The following is a 23,912-nucleotide window of genomic DNA, read 5'->3' as shown; positions in this document are numbered from 1 at the left end:
GCCAGATCTTTCACTGGATGGTCGGGACCGGGTTGCGTGGAATGCGGTCATGACTGACCTTTCCTCCACGGACACCGTCTTCGTCTTCGTGCACGGGGCCTGGCACGGCTCCGGGCAGTGGGCGGCGACGCAGCGCGCACTCGCCGCACTCGGTGCCGCGAGCATCGCCGTCGACCTGCCGGGACACGGCTTCGACGCGCCCCTGCCCGGCGGATACCTCCGGCCCAGCCAGCCGGGCCTGTCGACCGAGAGGTCCGCGCTGGCCACCGTGACGATGGACGACAGCGCCGAGGCCGTACTGGAGACGCTGCGCCAAGGCCGCCACCACCGTCGTGTCGTGCTCGTCGCGCACAGCGCGGGCGGCGGCCCCGCGTCGCTGGCCGCCGAGCGCGCACCCGAACTCGTCGACGAGATCGTCTACCTCTCGGCCTTCGTGCCCGCCGGACGGCCCCGGTTCATGGACTATCTCGGCTCGCCCGAGAACGCCACGGCACGAGGCCAGAGCCTCGCCCTGGGCGATCCCGGGGAACTGGGCGCCGTACGGATCAACCCGCTCTCACAGGATCCCGCCTACGTCGAGGAACTGCGGCAGACCTACTACCACGACATTCCCTTGGACCGCTTCGACCGCTGGCGCTCGGCGCTGAGCCCCGATCTGCCGCTTGCGATCCCCACCACCCCGGTCATCGTGACCCCGGGCCGGTGGGGGCGCGTCCCGCGGACCTTCCTGCGCTGCGCGGACGACCGGGCGCTGCCGGCGGCCGTGCAGGATCTGATGATCGCGGAAGCCGACCGGGCCATGCCCGGGAACCCGTTCACCGTGCGCACCCTCCCGGGCAGCCACAGCCCGTTCGCCGCCCGGCCCCGTGAGCTCGCCGCGGCCCTGCTGCCGTGAGCGACGGACGCCTCGTGCTGCCGGTGGTGCTCAGCGCCACTTTCGTGCAGCTGCTCAACGTCACTGTCGCCCAGGTCGCCACGCCGGCGATCCAGGCCGGTCTGGGCGCCGGTCCGGGCGCCGTGCAACTGGTCCTCGCCGGATACACCCTGACGTACGCGTGCCTGCTCATCCCCGCCGCACGGCTGGGTGACCGGTACGGCTATCGCCGGCTGTTCGTGGCGGGCACCGTGGTCTTCACCGCGGGCTCGGTGGCCGGCGCGTGCGCCCCCGACGCCGCGTCGCTGATCACGGCCCGGCTGGTGCAGGGCTCAGGCAGCGGCCTGGTCGCCCCCCAGGTCCTCTCCCTCATCCAGACCGCCACCCCCGCGGCGCGCCGACCGCGCGCCCTCGGCTCGTACGGCGCCACCATGGCCCTCGCGTCACTGGCCGGGCCCCTGATCGGCGGCCTCGTCCTCCGTGCCGATCTCTTCGGCCTCGGCTGGCGACCGGTGATGCTCCTCACCGTGCCGGTGACGCTCGCCTCGCTGGCCGGAGCGACCGCGCTGCCCCGCACCCGCGGCGCGGACGGACTCCGCGTCGACAAGCTGGGTGCGCTGCTGGTCACCGTGGGAGCCGGCGCGCTGGTCCTGCCCCTGGCCCTGGGACGGGAAGCAGGCTGGCCCTGGTGGACGTGGGCCGGTTTCGCCGTGGCCGTGGCCGCCCTCGCCCACTTCGTCCGGGGCCTCCCGCACCGGCCTGACCCGCTGATTCATCCCGCGGTGCTGCGTGACCGGTCGGCGCGCCGGGGCACGTTGCTGGTGTTCGCGTTCAACACGGGCGTGCCTTCCTTCACCTACCTGCTCTTCCTCCACCTTCAGTCCGCCGTCGGGTACTCGGCCCTGTCGGCCGCGCTGACGTCGGCACCGTTCGCCGCCGCCGCCGTCGGCGGCAGCAGAGCCGCGCCCGCTCTCACCCGCCGCTACGGGCCGACGGTTCTCACCGTCGCGTCCCTGGTGCTGGCCGGGATGTGCCTGGCGCTGGCCCCGCTCGTCGGCTCGGCGGCGGGACGCCAGGCGGCACTGCCCGTGCTGGCCGCCGGCGGGGCCGCGTTCGGCGCCTTCACCGCGTCGGTGTTCACCCTGGTCCTGGCCGAGGTGCGGGGCCCCGCCGCCGGCTCGGTCTCCGGACTGCTGCCCACAGCACAGCAGCTCGGCGGATCCATCGGAGTGACCGCGGCCGGTCTCGCCTACTACGCCCCCGCCGCCGACGCGGACACCGCGTTCAGGCACGCCATGCTCTACCAGGTCGCCGCCTTCACGATCACCGCGCTGATCAGCCTCGGGCTCCGCCACCGGTCTGGCACCGAGCCCCTGCACGGCCACAGCAGTCACAGCGGAAGGGCACGTATGTGACCAGGAGATCCTCAGACGCCGCGGGGATCTGTCACTCCAGTGTGGGCGCGAGGTCGACGGGGTACGGTCCGGCCGCCGGTTGTGCAGCTCCTCCAGCGCGGCCTTCTCCAGCGCGTACGCACTTGCCGTTCGAGCCGGTCGAAGAGCCGCTGTGCTCATGGTCCGCTCTGCTACTGGTGTTCGGCGAAACGGGGCCGGGCGGGCCGAATCCCGACTACGATCCGTCCCTGCCGGTGGCGTGTGCGGACGGGCAGGTGACCTCCCAGGCCGCCTCGATCATCTGGAAGATCTCGTCCACCGTGGCTTTCGGATCGGCCGCCGCACGGGCCAGCGAATAGGCGTCGATCACGAACCTCGCGATCGCCCGGCAGGCCGTTGGGGTCCGTGACAGGCCGGGATCGGCGGCGATGGCCGTGGCCAGCGACTCCGCGTGGCGCAGTCTCATCGACTCCTCGTAGTCCCGCAGGGCAGGTGACGCGTCGATCATGCGCCAGATGGGGGCGGCGCCGTCCGCCGTGCAGTGGCGCACCAGGGCCTGGATCTCGCGGCGCAGCGCGGGGATCAGCGGTTCGTGCGGCGCCCGGTCGGTGACTGCCCGCGTGAGGCGTTGCTCGAAGTCTTCGTCCTGCTCGAACACCAGGGCCTCTTTCGAGGCGAAGTGGGAGAAGAGCGTGGTGACGGCCACGTCGGCCTCGGCAGCCACGTCCCGGATGCCTACCGCGTCGTACCCGCGTTCCAGGAAGAGTCGCAGGGCGGCGTCAGCGATCTTCTGGCGGGTCGCGGCCTTCTTGCGCTCACGTCGTCCGGTCGGCACGGTCATGCGTCTCACACTATCAGGTGTGAATCTGGAACAGTTACAAAACACTATCCGTTAGGGCTACGGTCGCCTCATGAAGAAGGTGAGCTTCGCCGAGTTCGGCGGTCCTGACGTCCTGCAACTCCTGGATGCCGAGGAGCCCCACGCGGGCCCCGGCCAGATACGCATCGCCGTGCGGGCGGCGGGCGTGAACCCCGTCGACTGGAGGATCCGGGAAGGCCAGGTCCTGGGGGCCCATCCGATCGAGTTGCCCTCCGGAGTCGGGCTGGACGCCTCCGGGGTGGTGGACGAGGTCGGTGAGGGCGTCGAAGGGGTCGAGGTCGGCGACCGCGTGTTCGGCGAAGGTTCGAGCACGTACGCCGAGTTCGCGGTGCTGTCGGCCTGGGCCCGTATGCCCGAGGGGCTGACGTTCGAAGAGGCAGCCGGGTACCCCTCCGTGGTGGAGACCGCGCTGCGCGTCATCCGCGAGGTCGGTGTGCAGTCCGGGGAGACATTGCTGGTCAGCGGCGCGTCCGGGGGAGTCGGATCGGCGGTGCTGCAAATCGCCCGTGACCGCGGCATCAAGGTGATCGGAACGGCTGGGGCCGCGAACCAGGACTACCTGCGGAGCTTGGGTGCCGTCGCCACGACATACGGCGACGGCTGGGTCGAGCGGGTGCGGGAGCTCGGCCATGTCGACGCGGCTCTCGACCTGGCCGGCTCGGGCGTGGTCCGCGAGCTCGTCGAACTGACCGGGGATGCGCAGAGGGTGATCTCCATCGCCGATCTCAAGGCGCCGGAGTTCGGTGTCCGGTTCTCCGGCGTGGCCGGGAGCATGCCGGAAGCCCTCGCCGAGGCCGTCAGCCTCATCTCGCGAGGAAAGCTCCACATCCCGGTCGAGAAGTCATACACGCTCGCCGAGGCTCCGGCGGCACACATCGACAGCCAGGCCGGCCACACGCGCGGGCGCCGGGTTCTGGTCGTCTGAAGCCGGCTGTGCGTCGCCCTCAAGCAGAGGGTGAGGGCGACGCCAGCCACGATCTGACAGCTCCCTGCACCCGCTCCGAAGAGCAAACGGACAGTGTCGTAGCGGGTGGCCGGCAGCCGCCGCATCTCCGCCTCAGTCTCGTCGTCTCCGGGCGGCAGTGCGGCAGCGGCTCCTCCAGCAGCATGGCAGCGGCCGCGACTTCCTCGCGCGGCCCGATCTCCGTCTCCGAGGCTACGGGGGCCGCGAGCATCGGGTCCGGCGCGATCGGCGAGGCACCGGCGCGGTCCGGCTCGCCGAGCGGTGGCCCGCCCATCACATGGCCTTCGACCTGTTGCGACTGGTGTCGAAGGCGTGTTGCGGTCAGGGGCTTCGGCTGACCGATGGACCAACGAACGCGGCAGTGCTGTTCACCACCCGCTACAGGAACGCCGCCCTCGACCAGCCGCGCGCCGGCGGGCACCAGGTGCGCGAGGAGGACGTCGCTCGGCTGTCACCGTTCGTACGGCATCACATCGACACGTATCTGGACACTCCCTGGAGCAGCGGGGCAGACCGACACTGCCCAATGCTGCGGATCGACCAGCTTGGGACGGCTGTCCAGTTGTCGCGCGCGGAGCCGATTCGGATGGCTCCGCCCCACTCCCCCACGCCGCCCGCCACGTAGTCGGCGACCTCGGACCCGCGAACCGCGCATCTCCGGCACCGTGATCGTCCCCCCGGACGCTCCGGCAGGCGTCCCGGCCCACGCCGAGCACCTGCCGAACGGCGGCCGTCGACAACATCGGGATCCGGGGGGAGTACGCCGGGACGGTGGATACGGGCAGGTCACCGAGGGTGTTCGGCAGCCTGTCGAAGGCCATGGACGCGCAGTGTCAGGGCCGCGGCCTCCAGACGGGGCACCGGGATGCCGGCGGCCCGGCCGCGCAGGATCAGGTCGCCCAGCACGTTCTCTACCTCGGTCGGGCGGCCGGCGGCCAGGTCGCGGGAGAGGGAGGAGGTCATGGGGAAGCCGGACGCCGTCACCAGGTTCCGCAGTTCGGTGTGGGCGGCTTCGCCCAGCCCGTGTCGGGCGGCTGCGGCGACTGCGGCCGCCTCATCGAGGGTGGCGGCGGCGAACTCCGCACCGTCGGTGACGGCGGCGACGTCCCCGATGGTGCCGCGGGCCAGGGAGGTGACCGCCCCGACCGTGGCGATCATGACCCACTTCCGCCACATCCTGTCGACGATGTCGGACACCACGGTGACGGTGAAGCCCGGGATGGCCAGGGTGTCGGCCACCGCGTCCACCCGGGCGGTGCGGTCGCCGTCGAGTTCGCCGACCTCAAGTTGTCCGCCGGGCACCAACTGGCGGATGTCGCCGTTGTCGTCGAGGATCGTTCCGATCTTGAGCACGCCGCCGAGGACCCTGTCACCGAAGTGCTCGGTGAGCGTGTCCAGGTGTGCCATGCCGTTGAGGAACGGGACCAGCACGGTGTCCGGGCTGACCGCCGGCGCGACATCCTCGACGGCGGCGGGCAGCGCGTCCGCCTTCACCGCCAGCAGCACCAAGTCGTAGGGGTCCTTCAGGACGTCGGCGGTGACCGTGGTCGCTTCGATCACCTCGGAGCGGTCGCCTTCGACGATGCGCAGGCCACGCTGTCGGAGCCGCTCGGCGCGGGCCGGGCGGACCAGGAAGTCCACCTCGCGTCCCGCCTGGAGTAGCCGTCCTCCCACGAATCCGCCGACCGCGCCGGCGCCGACCACCAGGGTCTTCATCTACTTCTCTCCTTGCCTTCCGAGATGGTGAACGGGTCCGCCGGCGAGCGGCAGGACCGTAGTGAGAGATGGGGCGCCGAGGCCGGCGCCGCCTAGCGTGCTCCTTCGCTTCCGCTCGACGGCCAGCAGGCGCCGCACGGACGTGATGTGCAGCGTGAACAGCAGCGGGACGGCGGCCGTGGGAATCAGGGCGAGCGGCAACTCGGTGATCGCCTTCGAGGACGGGGACACGCTGAAGGCGTGCAGGCCGGTGAGGATCGCGAGGGTCAGCGCCGCGATGAGATCGGCCATGCCGAACGCGTTGAACCACAGCGCGACCCGGTGGCCCCCGCCCTTCGCGACACGGCGTGCGACGAAGGGTGCCGCGATGCCGGTCAGGATGTCGCCGACGCCGGCCGGAACCGCGAAGAGGGCGGGCAGGTGGCCGAGAGCCATCATGATCAGGAACGCCGCCCCGACCACGCGGAAGGCGTGCGGCAGTTCGAGGCGGCTGAGCATGCCCGGCGCGGCCAGGGCGCGGGCGACCAGGGGGAGCAGGGTGGCGGCCACCATGGCGACCAGCGCGCCGGCGAACGCGAACGGCAGCGCGGGCAGTCGGCCGGGGCCGGAGAGGTATCCGCCCTGCCCGGCGATCACCCCGCTGACCGTGAACCAGCCGCCGATCAGCAGCACCGATCCCACGCCGAGCCGCACCGCGCCGCGCCCGCCCGAGCCGGCAAGCAGCGCTCCGCGGTACAGCACGAAGCCGGTCAGCGCCGTGATGCCGACGGTTCCGGCGAGGACGAGCGCCCAGAGATAGGCGGGCACGTGGACCATCGCGGTCACTTCGGTCCGCCGTCCGTGCCAGGCGCGGGAACGTGGTAGGGGCCGCTGGTGTCGAAGGACGACCGGTCGGCGTCGACGAACTGCCGTACCGTCAGCGGGGCGTGCCCGCCGATTCTCTCGACGATGTCGTTCGTGCCGGCGAAGACGCCGTCGCGATAGTCGACGGCGACGTTGCCGAGGTGCTGCACGAGGTGTTCGGGCAGCCCGCGCTCGCGCATGGCCGAGGTGAACTCCTTGATGCTGATCGGGTCGTAGTGCACCGGGAAGCCGAGTATGTCGGCCATCGCCTCGGCGATCTCATGGTGGTCGTGCTCGACTGGCCCGTGCAGGGGGTAGATCGCGCGGTCGTGTGGTTCCGGGTCGGTCAAAACGGCGGCGATCACCCGGGCCTGGTCGGCCACCGCGATCGGGGCGTGACGTCCCTCGCCGAACGGCAGCCGCAGGTACCCCTCGCCCTCCCGGTTCTCCCACCACACCTTCAGCCACTCGGCGAAGAACGTGGGGCGCAGGTGGGTGGTGATCAGGCCGGTCCGGTCCAGGAGGCGTTCGGACAGCCAGTGCTGGCGAGCCGCGTCGCTGCCCGCGTCGCGGCGGGCGGAGATCTGCGACATGTTGACCACGGACCGGACTCCGGCCTCGGTGGCCACCTGGGCGAAGCCGGCGGTCGCCTCCACCAGGCCCGGGAGGATCGGGTAGCAGAAGTAGGCGCCGGAGACGCCCCGCAGGGCCGTAGCCATACCGTCGAGGTCGCGGAAGTCGGCGACGACGATCTCCGCGCCGACGTCGGCCAGCGCGGCGGAGCGTTCGTCCGGCCGGTGCACCATCGCCCGGACGCGGTGCCCGCTTTCCAGGAGCCGCTTGGTGGCGTGCCTGCCGGTCTTCCCGGTGGCACCGGTGATCAGGAACAGTCCTTCGTCGTGGATCATGCCCATACCTTTCGGTTCTCGTGGGTTCGCGGTGGCTACCAGCCGGCGGCGGAGACCGTGGACCCGGTCGGACGGGGTTCCGATACGGGCTGCCGGGGCGGCTGGGCCGGCAAGAAGACGGCGGCGAGCAGCGCGCCGCCGAGCGCCACGAGTCCGGCGACGACGCAGCCGACGCCGAGTCCGTGGTCGAAGGCGCCGATCGCGGCATCCCGTACGACACCGGCCAGGGGGGCCTGGCCGTGGGCGGCGAGCCGGCCGGCGACGCCGAAGGCCGCTCCGACGGACTGGTGGGCGAGGTCCGTCTGAGCGGAGGGCAGCGCCGCTGGGAGGGAGCCGGTGAGCCGGGAGCCGTACAAGGTGGCGTACACGCTGCCGATGACCGCGACACCGAGGGTGCCGCCCAGCAGGCGGGTGGAGTCGTTGACGGCGGAGCCGACGCCGGCCTTGTCGACGGGGACCGCGCCCATGATGGACTCGGTGGCGGGGGCGGAGGTCAAGCCCATGCCCAGGCCGTAGACGACCATCTGGGCGGCGATGGTCCCGTAGCCGAGGGTCGGGGAGAGGGTGCCGGCGGCCCAGAAGTAGAAGGCCGCCTGGAGGGCCAGTCCGGCGGTGACGACCGCCTTGGTGCCGATCCGGACCGCCAGCCGCGTCCCGACGGTCGATCCGGCGGCGACCGACACGGCGACCGGGAGCAGGTGGACGCCCGTCGACAGCGGGCTGTAGGTCCGGACGAACTGGAAGTACTGCGTGATCAGGAAGATGAACCCGAGCAGGGTGAAGAACGCGACGGTGACCGCGACGCTGGCGGCGCTGAAGCGCATGTCCTGGAAGAGCCGCACGTCGAGCATCGGTTCGGCGGCTCGGCGCTCGCCGAGAACGAACGCGGCGAGCAGGAACACGGCACCCGCGAAACCACCGAGCGACGCCGCCGATGACCAGCCGCGGTCCGGAGCCTCGATGATCGTGTAGACCAGCAGCCCCATGAAGCCGGCGGACAGCACGAGGCCCAGGTGGTCCAGGCGGTGGTGGACCGGGTTCCGAGACCTGGGGACGAACCGGGCCACCAGGGCTACGACGGCCAGGGAGACCGGGCCGAGGACGTAGAAGACGCTCGACCAGCTGTAGCGCTCCAGCAGGAAGCCGCCCACGATCGGTCCCAGCGCGATGGCCACACCGGCCGTCGCGCCCCACAGGCCGATGGACAGAGCCCGCTCCTTGCGGCTGGTGAACACGCCGGTGAGTAGCGCCAGCGTGGCTGGGAACGTCATCGCGGCGCCCAGACCCATCACGGCCCGGGCCGAGATCAGCTCCGCCGAGGTACCGGCGAACCCGCCGACGAAGCTGGCCGCGCCGAACACCAGCAGCCCGGCCATGAGCATGCCCTTGCGGCCGAACCGGTCCGACAGACTCCCCGAGGTCAGCAGCAGAGCGGCGAACACGAGGTTGTAGGCGTCCACTACCCACTGCAACTGCGAGGTGGACGTGCCCAGTTCACGCGTCAGCGTCGGCAGCGCCACATTGACGAGGGTGGTGTCGAGATTGATCACGAAAGAGGCGAGGAGGAGGGCGGCGAGGACGAGCGGTTTCGATGGCACACGAGCCATACGGGCAGAAGTGGTCACGGTTGAAGAATAGACACATGCAGTTGAGTTTTTCTACCAACTGCTTTAACTCCTGCGCTATGCTGGGCGCATGCGGAGCTATGGCCAGTACTGTTCGATCGCCCGGGCCCTCGACGTGGTCGGGGACCGCTGGACGCTGCTGATCGTCCGGGAGCTGCTGCTGCGGGGCCCGTGCCGCTTCACCGACCTCAGGAACGGGCTGCCGGGCATCGCGCCGAACCTGCTGTCCACCCGCCTCAAGGAACTGGAGGCCGCCGGGTTGATCACCCGCGAGGACGCACCACCGCCGGTCGCCACCGTCCTGTACGAGCTGAGCGAGACCGGCCGGGCCGTGGAACCGGTGCTGAAGGCACTCGGATTGTGGGGGATGCGGTTCATGGCAGAGGAGCGGCCGGACGACACGTTCCAGGCGCGGTGGCTGGCCTACGCGTCGGAGTGGTTCACCGTCGACGCCGATCCGGACGCCCCGCCCGCGGTCATCCAGCTCGTCGCCGCCGGCGAGGCTGCCGTCGTCGAGTTGCGGGGCGGGCAGGTCCACACCCGGCTCGGCCGGGCCGCCGACCCGGACATCGTTCTGGACGGGCCGCCTCGCGCGGTCCTCGGCCTGCTCGGCGGCCTGGTCGATCTCGACCGTGCCGTCGAACTCGGTCTGTCCGTCACCGGCCGTGTCGATCTGCTCCGCCGCCTCCGTCCGGTCGCGCCGAACTGAGCGCGCCCCTGGACGCGCTCCCCCGGGGTGGCCGTCGTCCCGATCGCCTTGCGTCTCGTAGGTGCATATACAACACTGAAGAAGTGAGCACCTCTTCCATCGACGAGATCGTGGACGGCTGTCTGGCGGTGCGGATCCGGCTGATCGGCCGGGCTCTCACGGGCCTCTACGACGGCGCCCTCGCTGGACACGGATTGACCATTGCCCAGGTCAACCTGCTGGCCGCCTTGGGGAAGACCGGCCCTTGCCGACCGTCAAGGCTCGGCGAGGTGCTGCAACTGGAGAGGTCGACGGTCAGCCGGAATCTGACCCTCCTGCTGAAGCACGGCTGGATCGAGGCCCTGTCGTCCGACGCCAAAGGGATGCGGGAGGTGGCGCTCACCCCCGCCGGCAAGGCCAAGGTCGAGTCCGTGATGCCCGAGTGGCGGAAGGCCCAGCGCGAGGCCGCGGAACTGCTTGGGACGACGGGCGTGGACGCGGTCCACGCGATCGCGAGCGGCCTGGGGTACGCACCGGGCGCTTAGCCGAACCGGGGCGTCCGGGGCTGAAGGCGGCCCAAATGTTGTATGTACAACAAACAGGAGAGAAAGATGACTGCGTCCTTCGCAAACAAGGTGGTCCTGGTCACGGGGGCCTCGCGTGGCATCGGCCGAGCCGTCGCACTGGCCTTCGCCAGGGAAAGTGCACGACTGGTTCTCGCCGCCCGCTCGGCCGACCGTCTCGCCCAAGTGGCGGACGAGGTCCGCGCGCTGGGCTCGGAAGCATTGCCGGTACCCACCGACGTGACGTCGCACGATGCCGTGGAAGCTCTGGTCGACGCCGCGGTGAGCCGGTTCGGGCGCATCGACGTGCTGGTGAACAACGCCGGCATCGGCAAGGTGGGCACTGTCGAATCGGCGGGGTTCGCGGAAGACGTCCGCCTGACGCTGCGGGCGAGCCTCTTCGGCATGATCAACGTGACGCAGCGCGTGCTCCCGATCCTCCGACGCCAGGGGGCGGGCACGATCGTCAACATGTCATCCGTCATGGGGCGCAAGGCGTTCGCCCGCTTCGGCTCGTACGCGATCGTGATGCACGCCGTCTCCGCGTTCTCCGACAGTCTCCGTCAGGAGGTGGCCGGCCACGGCATCCGCGTCTCGGCCATCCATCCGGCGCTCACCGCGACCGACCTTCTCAGGGAGGCGGACGAGACCGAAATGCCGCCCCCGTTCCGGCACATGACGCCGCTGCCGCCGGAGGCCGTCGCGCGAGCCGTGGTGGCTGCGGTCCGACGCGGGAAACAACGGGTCGTGCTGCCCCGGACCGCGAACATGCTGCTGCTCGGAGAGGCGCTCTCGCCCCGCATCGGCGACGCGATCGCCACCGCATTGACGAAGCGACCCGTGGCCGCGTTGCTCGGGATGAGTCGCGGCGGGACGTATCACGAGACGATCTTGAGCCGTCCGGACTTCTGAAGCCTCCTACGGCTTTCCGCAGCGTCCCCGAGCAGCCGGACAGACCCGGACTTGCGACAGGTCCGTGGCAGACCGAAGCAAGTCGCCCGGCAGCCCCGGGCCGGCCGCCGACGCGCCGGCCCACGAGGACCCCGACTACCGGCCCGGCCCTGGGGCAACGGCGAGCTCCTCCCTAAGGAGCTGAGCTCGCCCGACGATCACGAGCCCGCCGCGCTGCTCGCCTCCTGATGACACGACCACAGCGGGCCGACGCTCTCCCCGAGCCCGTCCTGCCCTCCCTGCTCGACCGCCTGGAAGCCTTGTGACCGGCGGCGCTGCGGCCGACCCCGGATGGTCAACGCCACGGACTTGGCGTCCGGTCCCTTGGCCGAGAACTTGCGAACGCGACGTCCTGGGCCGTGTCACGCGCCTGCGCCACGGCGACGGCTCGACCTCCACCTTCACGCGCGTCCAGTTGGTCCAAGGCTGTGGCGTAGGGCCGGGCGGGACACGGCTGCCGGCGGATCTCTCAGGTGCTGCCGGTCTGAGCGCGGTGTACCTCGCCGTGCTCAAACCACCGGCGCGGCCGGACGGCCGCCGGGGGGCGGCCCTGCCCGATGGTCTGGACGGGTACGGCGGGTGCGCGACGAGGCCGGCCTCCATCTGCTCCGGGGCGCGGCGACCGCCGTCGGCGGAGCCATCGTGGCGTACCGCGGTGTCTGGCTCCGCGCTCGCCGAGGTCGTGTCCTCCGACAGCAGCGGGGCCCACTGCGCGGCGGCGGGCGCCTCGGCCGTCCGACGCTACGCCGGGCGATCAGGCCGGGTTCGGTGGAGGCAGGCACGGCCTCCTGTCGCGCACGAGTCACTGGTCCGCTGAAGCGGCGGGAGGTCGGGGTCGGGTGGCGGCGGGGGCAGGAAGTGGATGAGGCCCGCCTGGGCGAAGAGGTCGACGAGGCTGTGCAGGAGTTTGCTCGCGGACCTGGCGTACGCGGTGCCGCCCAGTGCTTCCTGGTCGTCGGAGCGGTGCACGGGTCGGCTCGGGGAGCTCATGCCGCCTCCCCCGCTCCCGCCGATGCGGACGGGCGGGGCGGGGTCGACGCCCTGATGAAGTGCGCGAGGCGGGTGATGCCCTCACGGATCTCCTCGCGGGTGAGGGAGCTGTAACCGAGCCGGATGACCCGGGTACCGCCGTCGCCGACGTAGAACATGCTCATGGGCGCCCAGGCCACCCCGTGGTCGCGGGCCGACCGCTCCAGCGCGGCGAGGTCCGCCTCGAAGGGAACCTCTAGCAGCAGGAAGAAACCTCCGGTGGGCACGTTCCAGCGCACGCCGTGGTCCGCGTGGGCGGCGGGCGGGAAGTGCTCGGCGAGGCACTCCAGGGTGAGTTCCAAGTGGCCGACGTAGAGGTCCGCGAGCCCGCGGGTGGCCGCCCGCATGCTGTAGCCGGTCTCGGCGAGCAGGCCGCCGATCATCGCCTGGCTGACGCCCGCGGTGTTGACGGTGACCATGCTCTTGACCTTGGCGAGCTCCTCGGCGAAGGGCCGGGTGGTGCCGTCCGCCGTGACGACCGGCTGGTCCGCCACCAGGTAGCCGACCCGGGCGCCGGGGAAGGCGGTCTTCGCGAAGGAACCGAGGTGGATGACGGACCGGCTGCGGTCGAGCGCCTTCAAGGTCGGGAACGTCGCGCCCTCGCGGCCGAAGAGACCGTACGGGTTGTCCTCCAGGATCAGCAGGTCTTCCGTCTCGGCCACCCGCAGCAGGCGCCGGCGCGCGGCCGGGGGCAGGGAATGGCCGGAGGGGTTGGCGAAGTCGGGCGTGACGTAGCAGGCCACGGGGCGCTTGCCGGCCGCTCGGACCCGGCGGGCGGCCACGGCGACGTCGTCGGGGTCGAGCCCGTGCTCCCGCTCCTGGACCGGCTCGACCGGGATGTCGAGCACCTTGGCGGCGCCGGTGATGCCGACGTAGCAGGGCGAGACGGTGAGCAGCACGTCGTCCGGTGAGGTGAACAGGCCGCGCAGGGCCACGAGGATCGCCTCCTGGCAGCCGTGGGTGATGAGCACGGCGTCCGGGTCCACGTGGATGGACTCGTCGGTCGCGAGCACGCGGGCGACGTCGTCGCGGATGACGCCGGCTGTGGGGCCGTACTGGAAGACCGCGCGTTTGATCCGCTGATCCGGCACGCCGCGGGCGCGTAACTCCGCCACGAACCGGTCCAGATAGCGGTGCAGGTCCGCGAAGTCGAAGAACTCCTCGTAGGGCCTGCCCGAGGCGAAGGAGATGGCCTCGGGGTGACGGAACGCCGTCTCGCTCAGCAGTCTCATCGAGTCCATCACCGGGTCGCAGACGCTGGGGTGCAGGCGGGACGCGTCGAGGCCGGTGGGCGGGGTGTCCGGGGTGAGCGCGGGGGTCGTACGCGAGGACGTCATGGCGTCCGCCTCTCTGGGTCTGTGAGCGGGGGCGATCGCCAGGACCGCCGGGCGGCACCTGCTGGGCAAGACTTTCCACGGTGTGGTCGAATGCCGCCGCGGCGGTTCTGGACTATCGCCGGCGATGAAAGTGAATGCATGGCCGCCGATGGGGTGCCGGAATTTCTCCGGAATCCGCGCTGGTCGGGCACAGATCCCGGTGGGCCGCCGACGGAATTTCTACGGATCTCGACGGGCTTGATCGTCCTCGACGGGCACTCAGCAGGCGGGCAAGATCCGGGAAGAGAGCAGGCCCGGCCTGTTCTCGAATTCCAGGGAACGGTCGCAGTTGAGTACTGCCGTCTGGAGCTGTTGAAGTCGCGGCGACGGGTCGAGTCCCAACTCTTCGGTCATCCGCTTGCGCAGTCTCTGGTACACCTTCAGCGCCTGCACCCGGCGACCCGCGCGGTACAGCGCCAGCATGAACTGGCTGTGCAGGTTCTCGTTCAGCGGGTGCGTCCTGGTGAGCTCGGTCAGTTCCCGAAGCACGCCGTAGTGCTGGCCGAGACAGAGTTCCGCCTCGATCCGGCGCTCCAGGGCGATGGTGCGGGAGTCGTCCATCTCACGCACGAAGGTGTCCAGCATCGGGCCGCGCCGTACGTTGCACAGCGCGTCGTCGCGCCACATCGCCAGCGCGTCGGCCAGTTTGTGCGCGGCACGCACGTAGTCCTTGTCGAGCAGCGCGCTCTCGCCGTCGGCCGCCAGATCGAGGTAGCGGGTGAGGTCGATGTCGCCCGGCGCGACCGAAAGCTGGTAGCCGCCGACCCCGGTGACCAGGACGTCCGTCGCGCGCATCCCTTCGCTCTGGGCCAGGGCGGAGTCCAGCAGCTTCCTGATCTGCATGACGTACGTCTGGACGGTGTTCGCGGCGCTGCGCGGAGGGGTGGTGCCCCAGAGCTCCTTCGTGATGGCGGACTGGCTCACATACCTGTTGGAATTGGCGATGAGCAGCGCAAGCAATTGCCGCGGCTTCATGGCGGAGGGAATGAAATGTTTCCCTCCCACTGTCGCCGTTAAGCTTCCCAGTATCTCGATTCGCATTGCAGAGAGTTCCCCCAGTACGTGAGAAATCTGCCCAGCGGCTCTTGTTATACGTTGATTATCTGAGGTGAGTCAAGGGGCTCCAGTGTCGGCAGAGGCGGCAGGGGATAAACCATCGATCCCCATGTTGGCCGAAGATTGCCGCAGTCGGGAGAAACGCAATGGAGCGGGTCGGCGCCCTTGGCCGGGGCAGTGAATTCGGGAATGCCGGGGGTATGGTCGCCCGTGGACGGGCGTGCCACGCCCCCGGCCGGATCAGCCGACCGTCGCCTCGAAGAGGGCCATCGAGCCGTGGACCGTGATGCGGTGGTCCGCGAACCGTTTGGACAACTCGGTGCCGAGCTGCGCGAGGGAATCGTCCGCGTTGTCCATGTCGTTGTCGCGGTTCAGCGCGTGCAGGGCCTTCGGGGCCAGCATTCCGTGTCGTACGCCGTGGGCGAGCACCGTGCTGCCGAACACGCGCCCACCCGGCTCCATGTAGGGAAGGATGTGGTCGAACGCGATCGCCTTGTGCGCCATGCCGCCGGGCAGGCAGTGCAGCAGCAGGTTCATCCCGGCCGAGTCGAACCGCCGGTCGCCCAGATCGAGGGGCCGCAGCACATCGCGGCGGTACCAGGCCGGTCGGAACCTCGCGAGCCGGGCCGAGGCGGTGCGCAGGACCTCCGGGCTCAGGTCGACCAGGGTCAGCTCGGGGGTGTCGGTGGGGTAGGCGCAGCGGCGCAGGAAGTACCCGGTGCCGGGGCCGATGTCGAGGTGCCGGGCGCCGACGTTGCGGTCGTAGTGCCGGGCCATCCGCCGGCGTGAGCAGTGCCACACCGCCGGGCAGACCATGCCCAGGATCCACAGGTCGTAGACCGCGAGCATCCGCCTGCTGTAACTGTGCACCCCCGCAAGCACCCGCTCCTGGGTCGGCTCCGTCGGCTCCCCGCCCGGCCGCCCCGTTTCCCGATGTCCCGTCACCGGCCCGCACGCCCCTCCGCGTACTCCTTGGTGAGCCGCAGGTTGCTCATGCTGTTGTCGGTCAGTACGCGACGCAGGTAGTTCCGGGCGTCCTGGACGGTCGTGCCCTCGCCGAGCACTCCGAGCGCCGACTCCTTGACCGTGGCCGTGTGCCGGGTGGTGGCGATGACACCCTCCGGGGTCTCGGTGAAGGACCAGTGCCCGGTGTGCGCGGTCAGCAGGACCGGCAGCTTGATCTGCTTGTAGACGATCAGGCGCGGAGACAGGCAGATCCGCACCGAGCGGGTGGAGTGCCGGTGCCCCCCGTCCGGGTCGGAGGTGTCCATGTCGAAGAACTGCACGCCGGGTCCGGGCTCCTCCAGGGTGAGGGCGGCCACGTGCGGCATCCGCTGCGGCCACTTGTCGGCCTCCAGCAGATAGGCGTACGCGTCCTGCACCGATCCGGCGATGAACAGCGGATCCTCGAAGGACAGTGTGCGGCGGCGGATGTCCTCCCGGTTCTCCGCGGCGTGCTTGAGGGTCTTCAGGTAGGCCAGGGACCCCTGCCGCAGCTTCTCCCGCTGCCGGTCGGCCGCCGCTGCGTCCTCCTCAAGGAGGACGAACTCGTGCTCCATGCGGACCATCACGGCCGCGCCGCCGTCGACGGACTCGAACGTCCACGCGCCCCGGACCTCGGCGAACGGCGGGGCGGCCGGTTCGTGGGCGAAGGCGATCGTGTCGTCCTTGTCCCACCGGCGCATCAGCCAGTGCCGTACCGACCGCTCGTCGACCAGCGCCCATTGCCGGATCAGGCTCTCGGTGCCCTTCCGCTCCACGTACTCGGCGTGCACGGCCGTGGGATGCAGATGCGACCAGCCCTCGACGTCCTCGATGAGGGCCCGGACCACCTCCGCGCCCGCGGCGATGCGGGTGCTCTCCTCGGTGCGGTGAACGGTGCGACGTGCCATGCGGTCCTCCGTGTTCGGCTGGGTGCGGTGATGTTCGGCCGGCTGCCGTGACCACCACGCCCATCGTGTGGGCCGGGTGCTGGAGGGGCGGTGCACCGGCGATGAAACCTGCGGCCGCTGTGCTCGATCGGCCTTCCAGCGCGGGCCGGGACCGTAGGAGCCGACCGAGCCGGCCGGTCCCCCGCCCGCGGGGGCGCCCGGTGCCACCAGGCGGAAGGAACACGAGATGTCCAATGCGCCGTTGCTCGACAGCGCGGTCTCCGACCAGCTCTACGTCGAGGTCCAGCGGTTCTACGCCGTCCACATGCACCTGCTCGACGAGGGTGAGGCCGAGCGGTGGGCGGCCACCTTCACCGAGGACGGCACCTTCGAGGCGCCGGCCCTCGACGAGCCGGTACGCGGCCGGGCCGCGCTGGCCGCCTCGATCCGGCACGGGGCGGCCGAGCGGGAGGCGGCCGGCGAGGTGCACCGGCACTGGCATGGGATGATCACCGTCGCCGTCCGCTCGGACGGCGCGCTCGCCGTCCGCTGCTACGCCCTGGTCTTCGCCTCGCCCAAGGGTGGGCCGTCGCGGCTGCACCGGGTGTGCGTCTGCGAGGACGTGCTCGTGCGCGAGGGCGGCGGGCTGCGGGTGCGAAGCCGGTACGTCACCCGGGACGACATGCCGGTGACCGCCCGGCGAGCCGGATGAGAGGCCGGCGTACGAGGAGGTTCCCCGCCGGTTGCGAAGGAGACATCGGTGCAGCGTGAACGCGTATCCGTTCTGATCATCGGCGGTGGCTCGGTCGGGCTGGCCGCCGCCGCCTTTCTGGCCGGCCGGGGCGTCCGGCCGGTGGTGGTGGAGCAGCGTGCCGGGCTGTCCGGGCATCCCCGGGCCACCTCGATCGGCCCGCGTGCCTGGGAGGCGCTGCTGAGCACCGGCCGCACCGAGGAGTTCCTCGCCGTCGCCGAGCGGCGCAGCGAGAGCCGGCCGCCGATCAAGGCCCGGACCATCGCCGAGTACGACCCTGGCACGGCAGCCCCGCAGGCGGACGTGTCCCGCGAGTTCCTGGACGCCATCGAGGACTTCACCCCCGTCGCCGACCTCGGCGGCTGCGGCCAGCACCGCATCGACCCCGTCCTGCTGCGAACCGTGCTCGACGGGGGCGGTGAGGTGCGCTGGCACACCCGGATGGTGGCCCTTCGTCAGGCCGACGACCATGTCGCCGTGACCGTGGAGGACACGGCGGGCGGGCGGGGCTCGGTGATCCAGGCGGATTACGTGGTCGCCGCCGACGGGGCGGACAGCGCCACCCGCGAACTGGTCGGCATCTCCCGCAGCGGGCAGGGAGTGGTCGGCGGCCACCACATCAATGTGCTGTTCCGCGCCGATCTGAGCGAACTGATCGCCGGGCGCGGTTTCTTCTCGCCCGCGTTCGTCACCCACCCGGAAGCGGGCGGCATGCTCATCGCGCTGGACGAGGGCGACCGCTGGTGCTACCACATCATGCTGCCGCCCGACGGGGACGCCGCGCTTGAGGACTACACGCACGAGCGCTGCCGGGAGGTGATCCGCACCGGACTCGGCGTGCCCGAGCAGGAGTTGGAGATCCTCAGCACGGCGCCGTGGCGGCCCACGGCGTGGCTGGCGGACCGCTTCCGGGAGCGCAGGGTGTTCCTGGCCGGCGACGCCGCCCGCACCCTGCCGCCGGTCGGCGTCTTCGGTCTCACCACCGGTATCTGCGACGCCTACAACCTCGCCTGGAAGCTGGCGGCGGTGCTGGGCGGAGCGGCGGGGGCCGGGCTGCTGGACAGTTATGAGGCCGAACGCCGGCCGCGGTCGGCCTTCCTGCTCGACCAGGTCCTGCGCCGGGTGCGCAACCCGCGGCTGCACTGGGGCGGGACACCCGCACAGCGCACGGCGGCGGGGATCATGGAGCACGCCATCGCTCACCTGTGCGACCTGTACGACTCCGCGGCGATCGTCGAGCCGCGCACGGAGCCGTTGTCCTTCGTGGACGCCCGGGCCAATCTCGACGGCTCGCCCGGTACCCGGGTGCCGCACCTGTGGCTGGAGCGGGGCGGTCGGCGGCTGTCCACCGTGGATCTGGCCGCCGGGGTGTTCACCCTGCTCGCAGGGCGGGACGGCGAGCCGTGGGCGGACGCGGCGCGGACGGCCGGCAAGGAACTGGGCGTCCCGGTCGTCGCCCTGACCCTCGGCTCGGACCCTTGGACGCGCGTCGCCGAGGGCCGCTGGGAGGACGCCGCCGGCATCACCGCGCGGGGCGCGCTGCTGGTCCGGCCGGACGGCCAGGTCGCCTGGCGGTCGCCGGGGGCGGGCCAGGACCACGCCGTCCGGATGGGACAGGTGCTGCGGCACGTCCTCGACCGCTGAGCGGGCCTGCGGCACGGCATGCGTGAACGGCTGGGACCCGTACGCCGCGGGGGACGGAAGGCGTACGGGTCCCAGGTCTGTGTGCCCGCTCAGGCGGCTGCCGGCGACGCGGTCGCCGCCGTACGACGCCTGCGGGCCTCAAGGCGGACCAGGATGATCGACGGGATCACCACCGCGGCCGTGATGGCGACGATCCACCAGTGCGTGTGGGCGACGGCGGCCGCGGCGTGGGCCGGGGTGTCCGGGCCCGTGGCGATGCGGTGTGCCAGGAGCGCGGTCAGGATCGAGGTGCCGCAGGAACCGCCGATCCGTTGCAGCATGTTGAAGATCGGCATGGCGTGCGGGATCTGCTCCTTGGGCACCATGACCAGGCCCGTGGCCAAGGCGGGAGTTGTGGTGAGGCCGATGCCGCAGCCCCGTACCACCTGGACGGCGGAGAGCCACCAGTAGCTGTCCTGCGCCCCGATGAGCGCCAGCGGCACCGTTCCGACGATCGTGACGATCAGCCCGGTCAGGATGACCCGGGCACCGCCGATCCGGTCGGTGAACCAGCCCGCCAGCGGGAGCGCCGCCACCGTGCCCAGCGCCAGGGGCGCCGTCAGCAGGCCCGTGTCCACCAGGGACTCGTGCCGGGCGCGCAGGTAGTACTCCGGCAGCACGATCATCGCGCCGAACAGCGCCACGCCCATGCAGAAGATCACCACCGCGGCCGAGGAGAAGGCGGCGTCTTTGAACAGCCGCAGATTCAGCAGCGGGGTGCGGGCACGCAGGGCGCGCAGCACGAACCCGGTCAGCAGCACCGCGCCGGCGATCACCAGCACCAGCGGCAGCGCCCCCGCCGAGCCGCCGCTCTCGCCCAGCTGCGACACCCCGTACACCAGGGCGGGCAACCCCGTCATCACCAGCGCCAGCCCCGGCCAGTCCATCGGCGGGGCCTCCCGCGCCGTCTCGCGCGGCAGCCATCGCAGGCCGGCGGCCAGACTGATCACCGCGATCGGTACGTTGACCAGGAACATCCACTGCCAGCCGAGACCGTCGGCGAGCAGGCTGCCGAAGAGGGTGCCGAGGACCGGCGCCAGATAGATGGGGATGCTCAGGACGCTCATCATCCGGCCGAGCCGCTTGGGACCGGCGGCGACGGCGAACAGGATCTGTCCGGCCGGCACCAGCAGCCCGCCCGACAGGCCTTGCAGCACCCGGAAGGCGATCAGCGCCTCGATCGAGGTCGCCGCCGCGCACAGCGCCGAGAACCCCGCGAAAAGGGCCACGCACACCAGCCACAGCCGTGTCGCGCCGTACCGCCTGCTCGCCCAGCCGCTCACCGGGATCATCGTCGCCTGCGCGATGAGGTAGCCCGAGGCGATCCACTGCGTGGTGCCCAGCGAGGCGCCCAGCTCCTCGCCGACGGCGCCGAGGGCGACGTTGACCACCGTCGAGGTGAACATCGACATGACGCCGCCCAGCGTGAGGATCACCGACAGGCCCCACAGCTGAGGCGTGATCCGCTCGTCCTCGGACACCGTCGGGTCCGTCCGCGTCGGTTCCGTCTTCGCCATCCGGTTCCGCCCAGCCCTCTCCGGTCGCACCGCCCGCGGTTAACCCCGCTAAGAAGTTAGCAGCGTTAATACCTTAACGCCGCTAATATTCAGCGGGGGCCAGCCGCTTGTCAAGCGAGGCATGGAGAGGCGAGGGTGTACGCATGGTGGTGCGGCGTGAGGGTTACATCCGGGCGGCCCTGGAGCTGCTCGACGAGGTCGGGCTGAACGGGCTGACCCTGCGCAGGCTCGGCGACCGGCTGGGCGTGCAGGGGCCCGCGCTGTACGCGCACTTCCGCAGCAAGCAGGAACTGCTCGACCAGATGGCCGAGGCCATGCTGGACGACGAACTCGCCCGCCTGGACGAGGCGGAGTACGACGAGTGGTCCGCCTGGCTCTCCGAGCGCGCCCGGGTCATCCGGCGCGCCCTGCTGTCCTACCGGGACGGCGCCCGGCTGCACGCCGGCTCGCGCCCGACCGACGGATCCGCCATGCTGCCGCTGATCAAACCCCTGGTGGCGGCGGGGTTCAGCGAGCAGGACGCGGTGCAGGCGGTGCTCTCCGTCAGCCGCTACACCCTCGGCTGCGCGATCGACGAACAGCAGCGCCCGCCCGAGGAGACCACCGAACACGGTGAGGACCCCGAGGCGTCCTTCGAGTTCGGCCTGCGGGCGCTGATCGGGGGGCTGCGCAGGGCGGCCGAGAACCCGACCGACGGCACGCGCGGACCGTGAGATCAGCCGCTCCTCTGAGGGCGGACGCCCGGCTCCCAGCAGCGCCGGCCGCGCGCCGGGTGACGTCGTGTCGGGGCGTATGACGGGGGGCGCCTGTTCGGCGGCCGCCCCGTCGCGTGCCGTGCGTCGGTCTCACCCCGTCGCCCGTGGCGGCCTGCTCAGTGCCCGCAGCAGCGACAGCGGGCTCCCCACCAGCCGCCGGTGCACCTCCGCGGACGAAGCCGGGCGGGCGGGATCGAGGACGACCGCCTGCGTGACCGTCACCGTGGCCCCCTCGGACGCGGGGGCGACCCTCCACTGCCCGGTGTGCTGGGTGAGGGCGCCCGACGGTGACAGGTCCTTGAAGACGACCTTGCCCGGGAGCACCAGCCGCGCCGTCCGGCTGGTGCGCACGTCCCCGTCGGCGTCCCGCTCGGCCAGCTCCAGGAAGTGCACGCCGGGCGCCTTGTCCACCGTATGGGCGTGGACGACGTCGGGGAGCAGCTCCGGCCAGCGCCGCGGCTCGGCCAGGACCCGGTGGACCTCGGCCGGATCGGCCCTCACGGACAGCGAACCCGAGAAGGACAGCGTCCGCCGGTCCAGCTCGGCCAGGCCCTCGGCGCACTCGGTGAGCCGGGCGAGCTGGACCCGGGTCCGGCCGTGGAACATGGCAGCCACCTTCTCGGGTGCGGTCGGCGCGCCCTCGGCGACCTCGAACGCGTGCACCGCCTCGACTCGGGTCCCGCCGTCCCGGCCGGGGGTGAACGACCACGAGCCGGTGAGCCGGGCCACCTCGCCGATGGCGCCCTCCTGCTCGAACTTCATGCGCAGCGCGTCCGGGTCCAGGTGTCTGCGCGACACCCAGGTGCGGATCGTCTCCTGGTCGGTGATGCCCCAGTAGCGCACCACGTCGTCGTGCCCGTCGCGTTCCAGGGGCTCGGTGTGCAGGATCCACGGGAACAGCCGCGGCCACGTCTCCAGCCCGGTGAGCAGCTCGTAGACGGTGCGGGCCGGAGCGGCGACCACCGCTTCGGCGACGGCACGCCCGGCGCGGTCCGTGCCGGTCATCGGCCGTCCGCCCTGGCGACGATCATGTGCAGGTACGCGTTCACGGGCCTGACCTCCTCCACCACCAGGCCCGCCCGCTCGACGAGGGACAGCAGATCCGCCCGGGTGTGCTTCTTGCCGCCCACGTTCAGCAGCAGGAGCAGGTCCATGGCCGAGGTGAAGCCGGCCTCCGCGCCGGCGTCGACCAGGTTCTCCACGATCACCACGCGGGCGCCCGGCCGGGCGTGCTCGGCGACGTTGCGCAACGTGGTCACCGTGGAGTCGTCGTCCCATTCGAGGACGTTCTTCAGCAGGTACAGGTCGGCCTCGACCGGTACCCCGGCACGGCAGTCGCCCGCGGCCAGCGTGCAGCGGGTGGCCAGCGGACCGTCGCCGGTGAGCCGCGGATCGGCGTGCGCGACGACCGACGGGAGGTCGAACAGCACGCCGCGCGGGCCGGGGTGGTCCTGCAGCAGGGTGGCCAGCGTCTGCCCCTGCCCGCCCGCCACGTCGACCAGCGTGTCCACCCCGGTCAGGTCCAGCACGGCCGACAGCTGACGCGCCGACAGCGTGCTGGCCTGTGTCATCGCCAGGTCGAAGACCCGGGCGGAGTCCGGCGCGTCCTCGTGCAGATAGGCGAAGAAGTCCTTGCCGTGCAGGGCGTGGAAGACGTCTCCGCCGCCGCGGACCGCCTCCTCCAGGCGGGGCCACACCTCCCAGGTCCACGGCTCGGTCGCCCACAGGGCCATGTGCCGCAGGCTGCGCGGACCGCCGTCGGTCAGCAGCCGGGAGGTCTCGCTGTGGGAGAAGCGTCCGTCCGGCTCCATGACGAAGACCCCCCGCTGCGACAGGGCCCGCAGCAGCCGCCGCAGCGCTCCCGGGTCCGCGCCGGTCTCCCGGGCGAGCTGTTCGGCGGTGGCGGGCGTGTCGCCGAGCGCGTCGGCGACGCCCAGCCGGGCGGCGGCGCGGATCGCGGCGGGCCAGGCGGCGGCGAGGAACAGCTCGCGCAGTTCCCGCACCGCGGCCGGCACGGCGGGGACCTCGGTCTCGCTGGTCAGGGTCATCACGAACACCTCTCGTGGTGGGACGGGCCCCTGTCGTGGAGGGGCGGACGGGGCGCGGGCGGAGCCGTCACAGCCCGGCCACACTGTTCTCCCGGACGACGGTGAAGGGGGCGGGCTCCGCGGTGGCGTGCGTCATGACCTTCTGCACGCCGTTGCGGAAACCCTCGCCGCGCAGCGCCCGCTGGTGCAGCTCGGCGCTCTCCCACTCGGCCGTCTCGACGTAGACGTTCGGGTCCTTGGCCGAGCGGTACAGCCGGTGCCGGCGGAAACCCGGCTGCGCCGACATGTAGGCGTTGATCTCGCCCAGGATCCGCTCGAACTCGGCCGGGTCGCCGGTCACGGTGAACCGGTTGATGAAGTGGAACATCTGCTTCCTCTCGATCGAGTGATCGTCTCGGGTGCTGCTTCGGGTGAGGTCCC

The 23,912-nt window shown here is 71.4% G+C and carries 23 protein-coding genes and 1 pseudogene; 10 read left to right on the top strand and 14 right to left on the bottom strand.

The features are described from left to right. The first annotated feature begins 49 nt into the window (after positions 1–49). Both AQJ11_RS34230 and AQJ11_RS34225 read left to right on the top strand, forming a co-directional pair. On the top strand, positions 50–895 hold the full coding sequence (locus AQJ11_RS34230; protein WP_059265809.1) for an alpha/beta fold hydrolase: 846 nt from the start codon (positions 50–52) through the stop codon (positions 893–895). After that, positions 892–2,289 (top strand): MFS transporter, encoded by a 1,398-nt coding sequence (locus tag AQJ11_RS34225; protein ID WP_244218482.1) that lies wholly within the window; start codon positions 892–894, stop codon positions 2,287–2,289. The genes AQJ11_RS34230 and AQJ11_RS34225 overlap by 4 nt, the downstream gene beginning before the upstream one ends. Positions 2,290–2,503: 214 nt before the next feature. On the opposite strand, the gene AQJ11_RS34220 is transcribed toward AQJ11_RS34225, so the two are convergent. Then, positions 2,504–3,109, bottom strand: a complete 606-nt coding sequence (locus AQJ11_RS34220; RefSeq protein WP_059265808.1) for a TetR/AcrR family transcriptional regulator — start codon at positions 3,107–3,109, stop codon at positions 2,504–2,506. A 70-nt stretch (positions 3,110–3,179) separates the two neighbouring features. On the opposite strand from AQJ11_RS34220, the gene AQJ11_RS34215 reads away from it, so the two are divergent. Together AQJ11_RS34215 and AQJ11_RS52840 are read left to right on the top strand one after the other, a co-directional pair. Continuing rightward, complete coding sequence (locus AQJ11_RS34215) at positions 3,180–4,073, top strand: NADP-dependent oxidoreductase (protein ID WP_059265807.1); 894 nt, start codon at positions 3,180–3,182, stop codon at positions 4,071–4,073. Between the two features lie 391 nt (positions 4,074–4,464). After that, a pseudogene (locus tag AQJ11_RS52840) lies at positions 4,465–4,590 on the top strand (Tn3 family transposase); the annotation flags it as partial. Positions 4,591–4,898: 308 nt separating this feature from the next. Here the strand turns inward: AQJ11_RS52840 and AQJ11_RS34205 are convergent. The 4 genes from AQJ11_RS34205 to AQJ11_RS34190 are packed head-to-tail and all read right to left on the bottom strand — an operon-like array spanning position 4,899 to position 9,177. Then, on the bottom strand, positions 4,899–5,828 hold the full coding sequence (locus AQJ11_RS34205) for a ketopantoate reductase family protein (RefSeq protein ID WP_059265805.1): 930 nt from the start codon (positions 5,826–5,828) through the stop codon (positions 4,899–4,901). Further along, positions 5,829–6,653, bottom strand: coding sequence for a hypothetical protein (locus AQJ11_RS34200; protein WP_059265804.1), 825 nt, complete (start codon positions 6,651–6,653; stop codon positions 5,829–5,831). It abuts the gene before it with no gap. Beyond that, positions 6,650–7,579, bottom strand: coding sequence for an NAD(P)H-binding protein (locus AQJ11_RS34195; protein WP_059265869.1), 930 nt, complete (start codon positions 7,577–7,579; stop codon positions 6,650–6,652). The genes AQJ11_RS34200 and AQJ11_RS34195 overlap by 4 nt, the downstream gene beginning before the upstream one ends. Positions 7,580–7,614: 35 nt before the next feature. Continuing rightward, entirely contained in the window at positions 7,615–9,177 is a 1,563-nt protein-coding gene (locus AQJ11_RS34190) for a DHA2 family efflux MFS transporter permease subunit (protein ID WP_244218481.1), read from the bottom strand. 97 nt (positions 9,178–9,274) lie between these two features. On the opposite strand from AQJ11_RS34190, the gene AQJ11_RS34185 reads away from it, so the two are divergent. From AQJ11_RS34185 to AQJ11_RS34175, 3 genes are all read left to right on the top strand, one after another. Beyond that, the gene (locus AQJ11_RS34185) at positions 9,275–9,913 is read left to right on the top strand and encodes a winged helix-turn-helix transcriptional regulator (RefSeq protein WP_059265802.1); all 639 of its coding nucleotides are present in this window, start codon (positions 9,275–9,277) and stop codon (positions 9,911–9,913) included. Positions 9,914–9,996: 83 nt separating this feature from the next. Next, positions 9,997–10,437, top strand: a complete 441-nt coding sequence (locus AQJ11_RS34180) for a MarR family winged helix-turn-helix transcriptional regulator (RefSeq protein WP_059265801.1) — start codon at positions 9,997–9,999, stop codon at positions 10,435–10,437. Between the two features lie 66 nt (positions 10,438–10,503). Continuing rightward, positions 10,504–11,367, top strand: a complete 864-nt coding sequence (locus AQJ11_RS34175; RefSeq protein ID WP_059265800.1) for an SDR family NAD(P)-dependent oxidoreductase — start codon at positions 10,504–10,506, stop codon at positions 11,365–11,367. A gap of 780 nt (positions 11,368–12,147) precedes the next feature. Here the strand turns inward: AQJ11_RS34175 and AQJ11_RS34170 are convergent. From AQJ11_RS34170 to AQJ11_RS34150, 5 genes are all read right to left on the bottom strand, one after another. Beyond that, the gene (locus AQJ11_RS34170; RefSeq protein ID WP_159061729.1) at positions 12,148–12,396 is read right to left on the bottom strand and encodes a hypothetical protein; all 249 of its coding nucleotides are present in this window, start codon (positions 12,394–12,396) and stop codon (positions 12,148–12,150) included. Further along, a complete protein-coding gene (locus AQJ11_RS34165) occupies positions 12,393–13,772 on the bottom strand; it encodes an aminotransferase-like domain-containing protein (protein WP_059265798.1) in 1,380 nt (459 codons plus the stop codon). The genes AQJ11_RS34170 and AQJ11_RS34165 overlap by 4 nt, the downstream gene beginning before the upstream one ends. Positions 13,773–14,030: 258 nt before the next feature. Next, complete coding sequence (locus AQJ11_RS34160) at positions 14,031–14,852, bottom strand: AfsR/SARP family transcriptional regulator (protein ID WP_244218480.1); 822 nt, start codon at positions 14,850–14,852, stop codon at positions 14,031–14,033. Between the two features lie 255 nt (positions 14,853–15,107). Further along, positions 15,108–15,716: a class I SAM-dependent methyltransferase gene (locus AQJ11_RS34155; RefSeq protein ID WP_059265868.1), complete on the bottom strand. Its 609-nt coding sequence runs from the start codon at positions 15,714–15,716 to the stop codon at positions 15,108–15,110. 92 nt (positions 15,717–15,808) lie between these two features. Then, positions 15,809–16,759 carry an aromatase/cyclase gene (locus AQJ11_RS34150; RefSeq protein ID WP_059265796.1) on the bottom strand — a complete coding sequence of 317 codons (951 nt, stop codon included), beginning with the start codon at positions 16,757–16,759 and terminating at the stop codon, positions 15,809–15,811. A gap of 226 nt (positions 16,760–16,985) precedes the next feature. Here AQJ11_RS34150 and AQJ11_RS34145 point away from each other — a divergent pair, with 226 nt between their 5' ends. Both AQJ11_RS34145 and AQJ11_RS34140 read left to right on the top strand, forming a co-directional pair. Continuing rightward, positions 16,986–17,450, top strand: coding sequence for a nuclear transport factor 2 family protein (locus tag AQJ11_RS34145; protein WP_059265795.1), 465 nt, complete (start codon positions 16,986–16,988; stop codon positions 17,448–17,450). 48 nt (positions 17,451–17,498) lie between these two features. Beyond that, complete coding sequence (locus tag AQJ11_RS34140) at positions 17,499–19,133, top strand: FAD-dependent monooxygenase (RefSeq protein ID WP_059265794.1); 1,635 nt, start codon at positions 17,499–17,501, stop codon at positions 19,131–19,133. 89 nt (positions 19,134–19,222) lie between these two features. Here the strand turns inward: AQJ11_RS34140 and AQJ11_RS34135 are convergent, their stop codons facing one another. Further along, the gene (locus tag AQJ11_RS34135) at positions 19,223–20,689 is read right to left on the bottom strand and encodes a DHA2 family efflux MFS transporter permease subunit (protein ID WP_059265793.1); all 1,467 of its coding nucleotides are present in this window, start codon (positions 20,687–20,689) and stop codon (positions 19,223–19,225) included. A 143-nt stretch (positions 20,690–20,832) separates the two neighbouring features. Between AQJ11_RS34135 and AQJ11_RS34130 the strand changes: the two genes are divergently transcribed. Next, positions 20,833–21,402, top strand: coding sequence for a TetR/AcrR family transcriptional regulator C-terminal domain-containing protein (locus tag AQJ11_RS34130; protein ID WP_059265792.1), 570 nt, complete (start codon positions 20,833–20,835; stop codon positions 21,400–21,402). 132 nt (positions 21,403–21,534) lie between these two features. Here the strand turns inward: AQJ11_RS34130 and AQJ11_RS34125 are convergent, their stop codons facing one another. From AQJ11_RS34125 to AQJ11_RS34115, 3 genes are all read right to left on the bottom strand, one after another. After that, positions 21,535–22,449 carry an SRPBCC family protein gene (locus tag AQJ11_RS34125; RefSeq protein WP_059265791.1) on the bottom strand — a complete coding sequence of 305 codons (915 nt, stop codon included), beginning with the start codon at positions 22,447–22,449 and terminating at the stop codon, positions 21,535–21,537. After that, entirely contained in the window at positions 22,446–23,492 is a 1,047-nt protein-coding gene (locus tag AQJ11_RS34120; protein ID WP_059265867.1) for a methyltransferase, read from the bottom strand. The genes AQJ11_RS34125 and AQJ11_RS34120 overlap by 4 nt, the downstream gene beginning before the upstream one ends. A 67-nt stretch (positions 23,493–23,559) precedes the next feature. Then, positions 23,560–23,859: an antibiotic biosynthesis monooxygenase family protein gene (locus AQJ11_RS34115; protein WP_014669818.1), complete on the bottom strand. Its 300-nt coding sequence runs from the start codon at positions 23,857–23,859 to the stop codon at positions 23,560–23,562. Positions 23,860–23,912: the final 53 nt, after the last annotated feature.

Origin of the sequence: Streptomyces corchorusii, from assembly GCF_001514055.1 — a bacterium.
GTDB classification, from domain to species: domain Bacteria; phylum Actinomycetota; class Actinomycetes; order Streptomycetales; family Streptomycetaceae; genus Streptomyces; species Streptomyces olivaceoviridis.
The sequence above is the reverse complement of the archived record's forward strand: the minus strand, read 5'-3'. Positions and strand labels throughout refer to the sequence as shown.

Bases quoted from the DNA above. Each gene is read 5' to 3' on its own strand.
- AQJ11_RS34230 (WP_059265809.1), top strand. From the start codon at position 50: ATGACTGACCTTTCCTCCACGGACACCGTCTTCGTCTTCGTGCACGGG.
- AQJ11_RS34220 (WP_059265808.1), bottom strand. From the start codon at position 3,109: ATGACCGTGCCGACCGGACGACGTGAGCGCAAGAAGGCCGCGACCCGC.
- AQJ11_RS34215 (WP_059265807.1), top strand. From the start codon at position 3,180: ATGAAGAAGGTGAGCTTCGCCGAGTTCGGCGGTCCTGACGTCCTGCAA.
- AQJ11_RS34205 (WP_059265805.1), bottom strand. From the start codon at position 5,828: ATGAAGACCCTGGTGGTCGGCGCCGGCGCGGTCGGCGGATTCGTGGGA.
- AQJ11_RS34195 (WP_059265869.1), bottom strand. From the start codon at position 7,579: ATGATCCACGACGAAGGACTGTTCCTGATCACCGGTGCCACCGGGAAG.
- AQJ11_RS34185 (WP_059265802.1), top strand. From the start codon at position 9,275: ATGCGGAGCTATGGCCAGTACTGTTCGATCGCCCGGGCCCTCGACGTG.
- AQJ11_RS34175 (WP_059265800.1), top strand. From the start codon at position 10,504: ATGACTGCGTCCTTCGCAAACAAGGTGGTCCTGGTCACGGGGGCCTCG.
- AQJ11_RS34170 (WP_159061729.1), bottom strand. From the start codon at position 12,396: ATGAGCTCCCCGAGCCGACCCGTGCACCGCTCCGACGACCAGGAAGCA.
- AQJ11_RS34165 (WP_059265798.1), bottom strand. From the start codon at position 13,772: ATGACGTCCTCGCGTACGACCCCCGCGCTCACCCCGGACACCCCGCCC.
- AQJ11_RS34160 (WP_244218480.1), bottom strand. From the start codon at position 14,852: ATGCGAATCGAGATACTGGGAAGCTTAACGGCGACAGTGGGAGGGAAA.
- AQJ11_RS34155 (WP_059265868.1), bottom strand. From the start codon at position 15,716: ATGCTCGCGGTCTACGACCTGTGGATCCTGGGCATGGTCTGCCCGGCG.
- AQJ11_RS34150 (WP_059265796.1), bottom strand. From the start codon at position 16,759: ATGGCACGTCGCACCGTTCACCGCACCGAGGAGAGCACCCGCATCGCC.
- AQJ11_RS34145 (WP_059265795.1), top strand. From the start codon at position 16,986: ATGTCCAATGCGCCGTTGCTCGACAGCGCGGTCTCCGACCAGCTCTAC.
- AQJ11_RS34135 (WP_059265793.1), bottom strand. From the start codon at position 20,689: ATGGCGAAGACGGAACCGACGCGGACGGACCCGACGGTGTCCGAGGAC.
- AQJ11_RS34130 (WP_059265792.1), top strand. From the start codon at position 20,833: ATGGTGGTGCGGCGTGAGGGTTACATCCGGGCGGCCCTGGAGCTGCTC.
- AQJ11_RS34125 (WP_059265791.1), bottom strand. From the start codon at position 22,449: ATGACCGGCACGGACCGCGCCGGGCGTGCCGTCGCCGAAGCGGTGGTC.
- AQJ11_RS34120 (WP_059265867.1), bottom strand. From the start codon at position 23,492: ATGACCCTGACCAGCGAGACCGAGGTCCCCGCCGTGCCGGCCGCGGTG.
- AQJ11_RS34115 (WP_014669818.1), bottom strand. From the start codon at position 23,859: ATGTTCCACTTCATCAACCGGTTCACCGTGACCGGCGACCCGGCCGAG.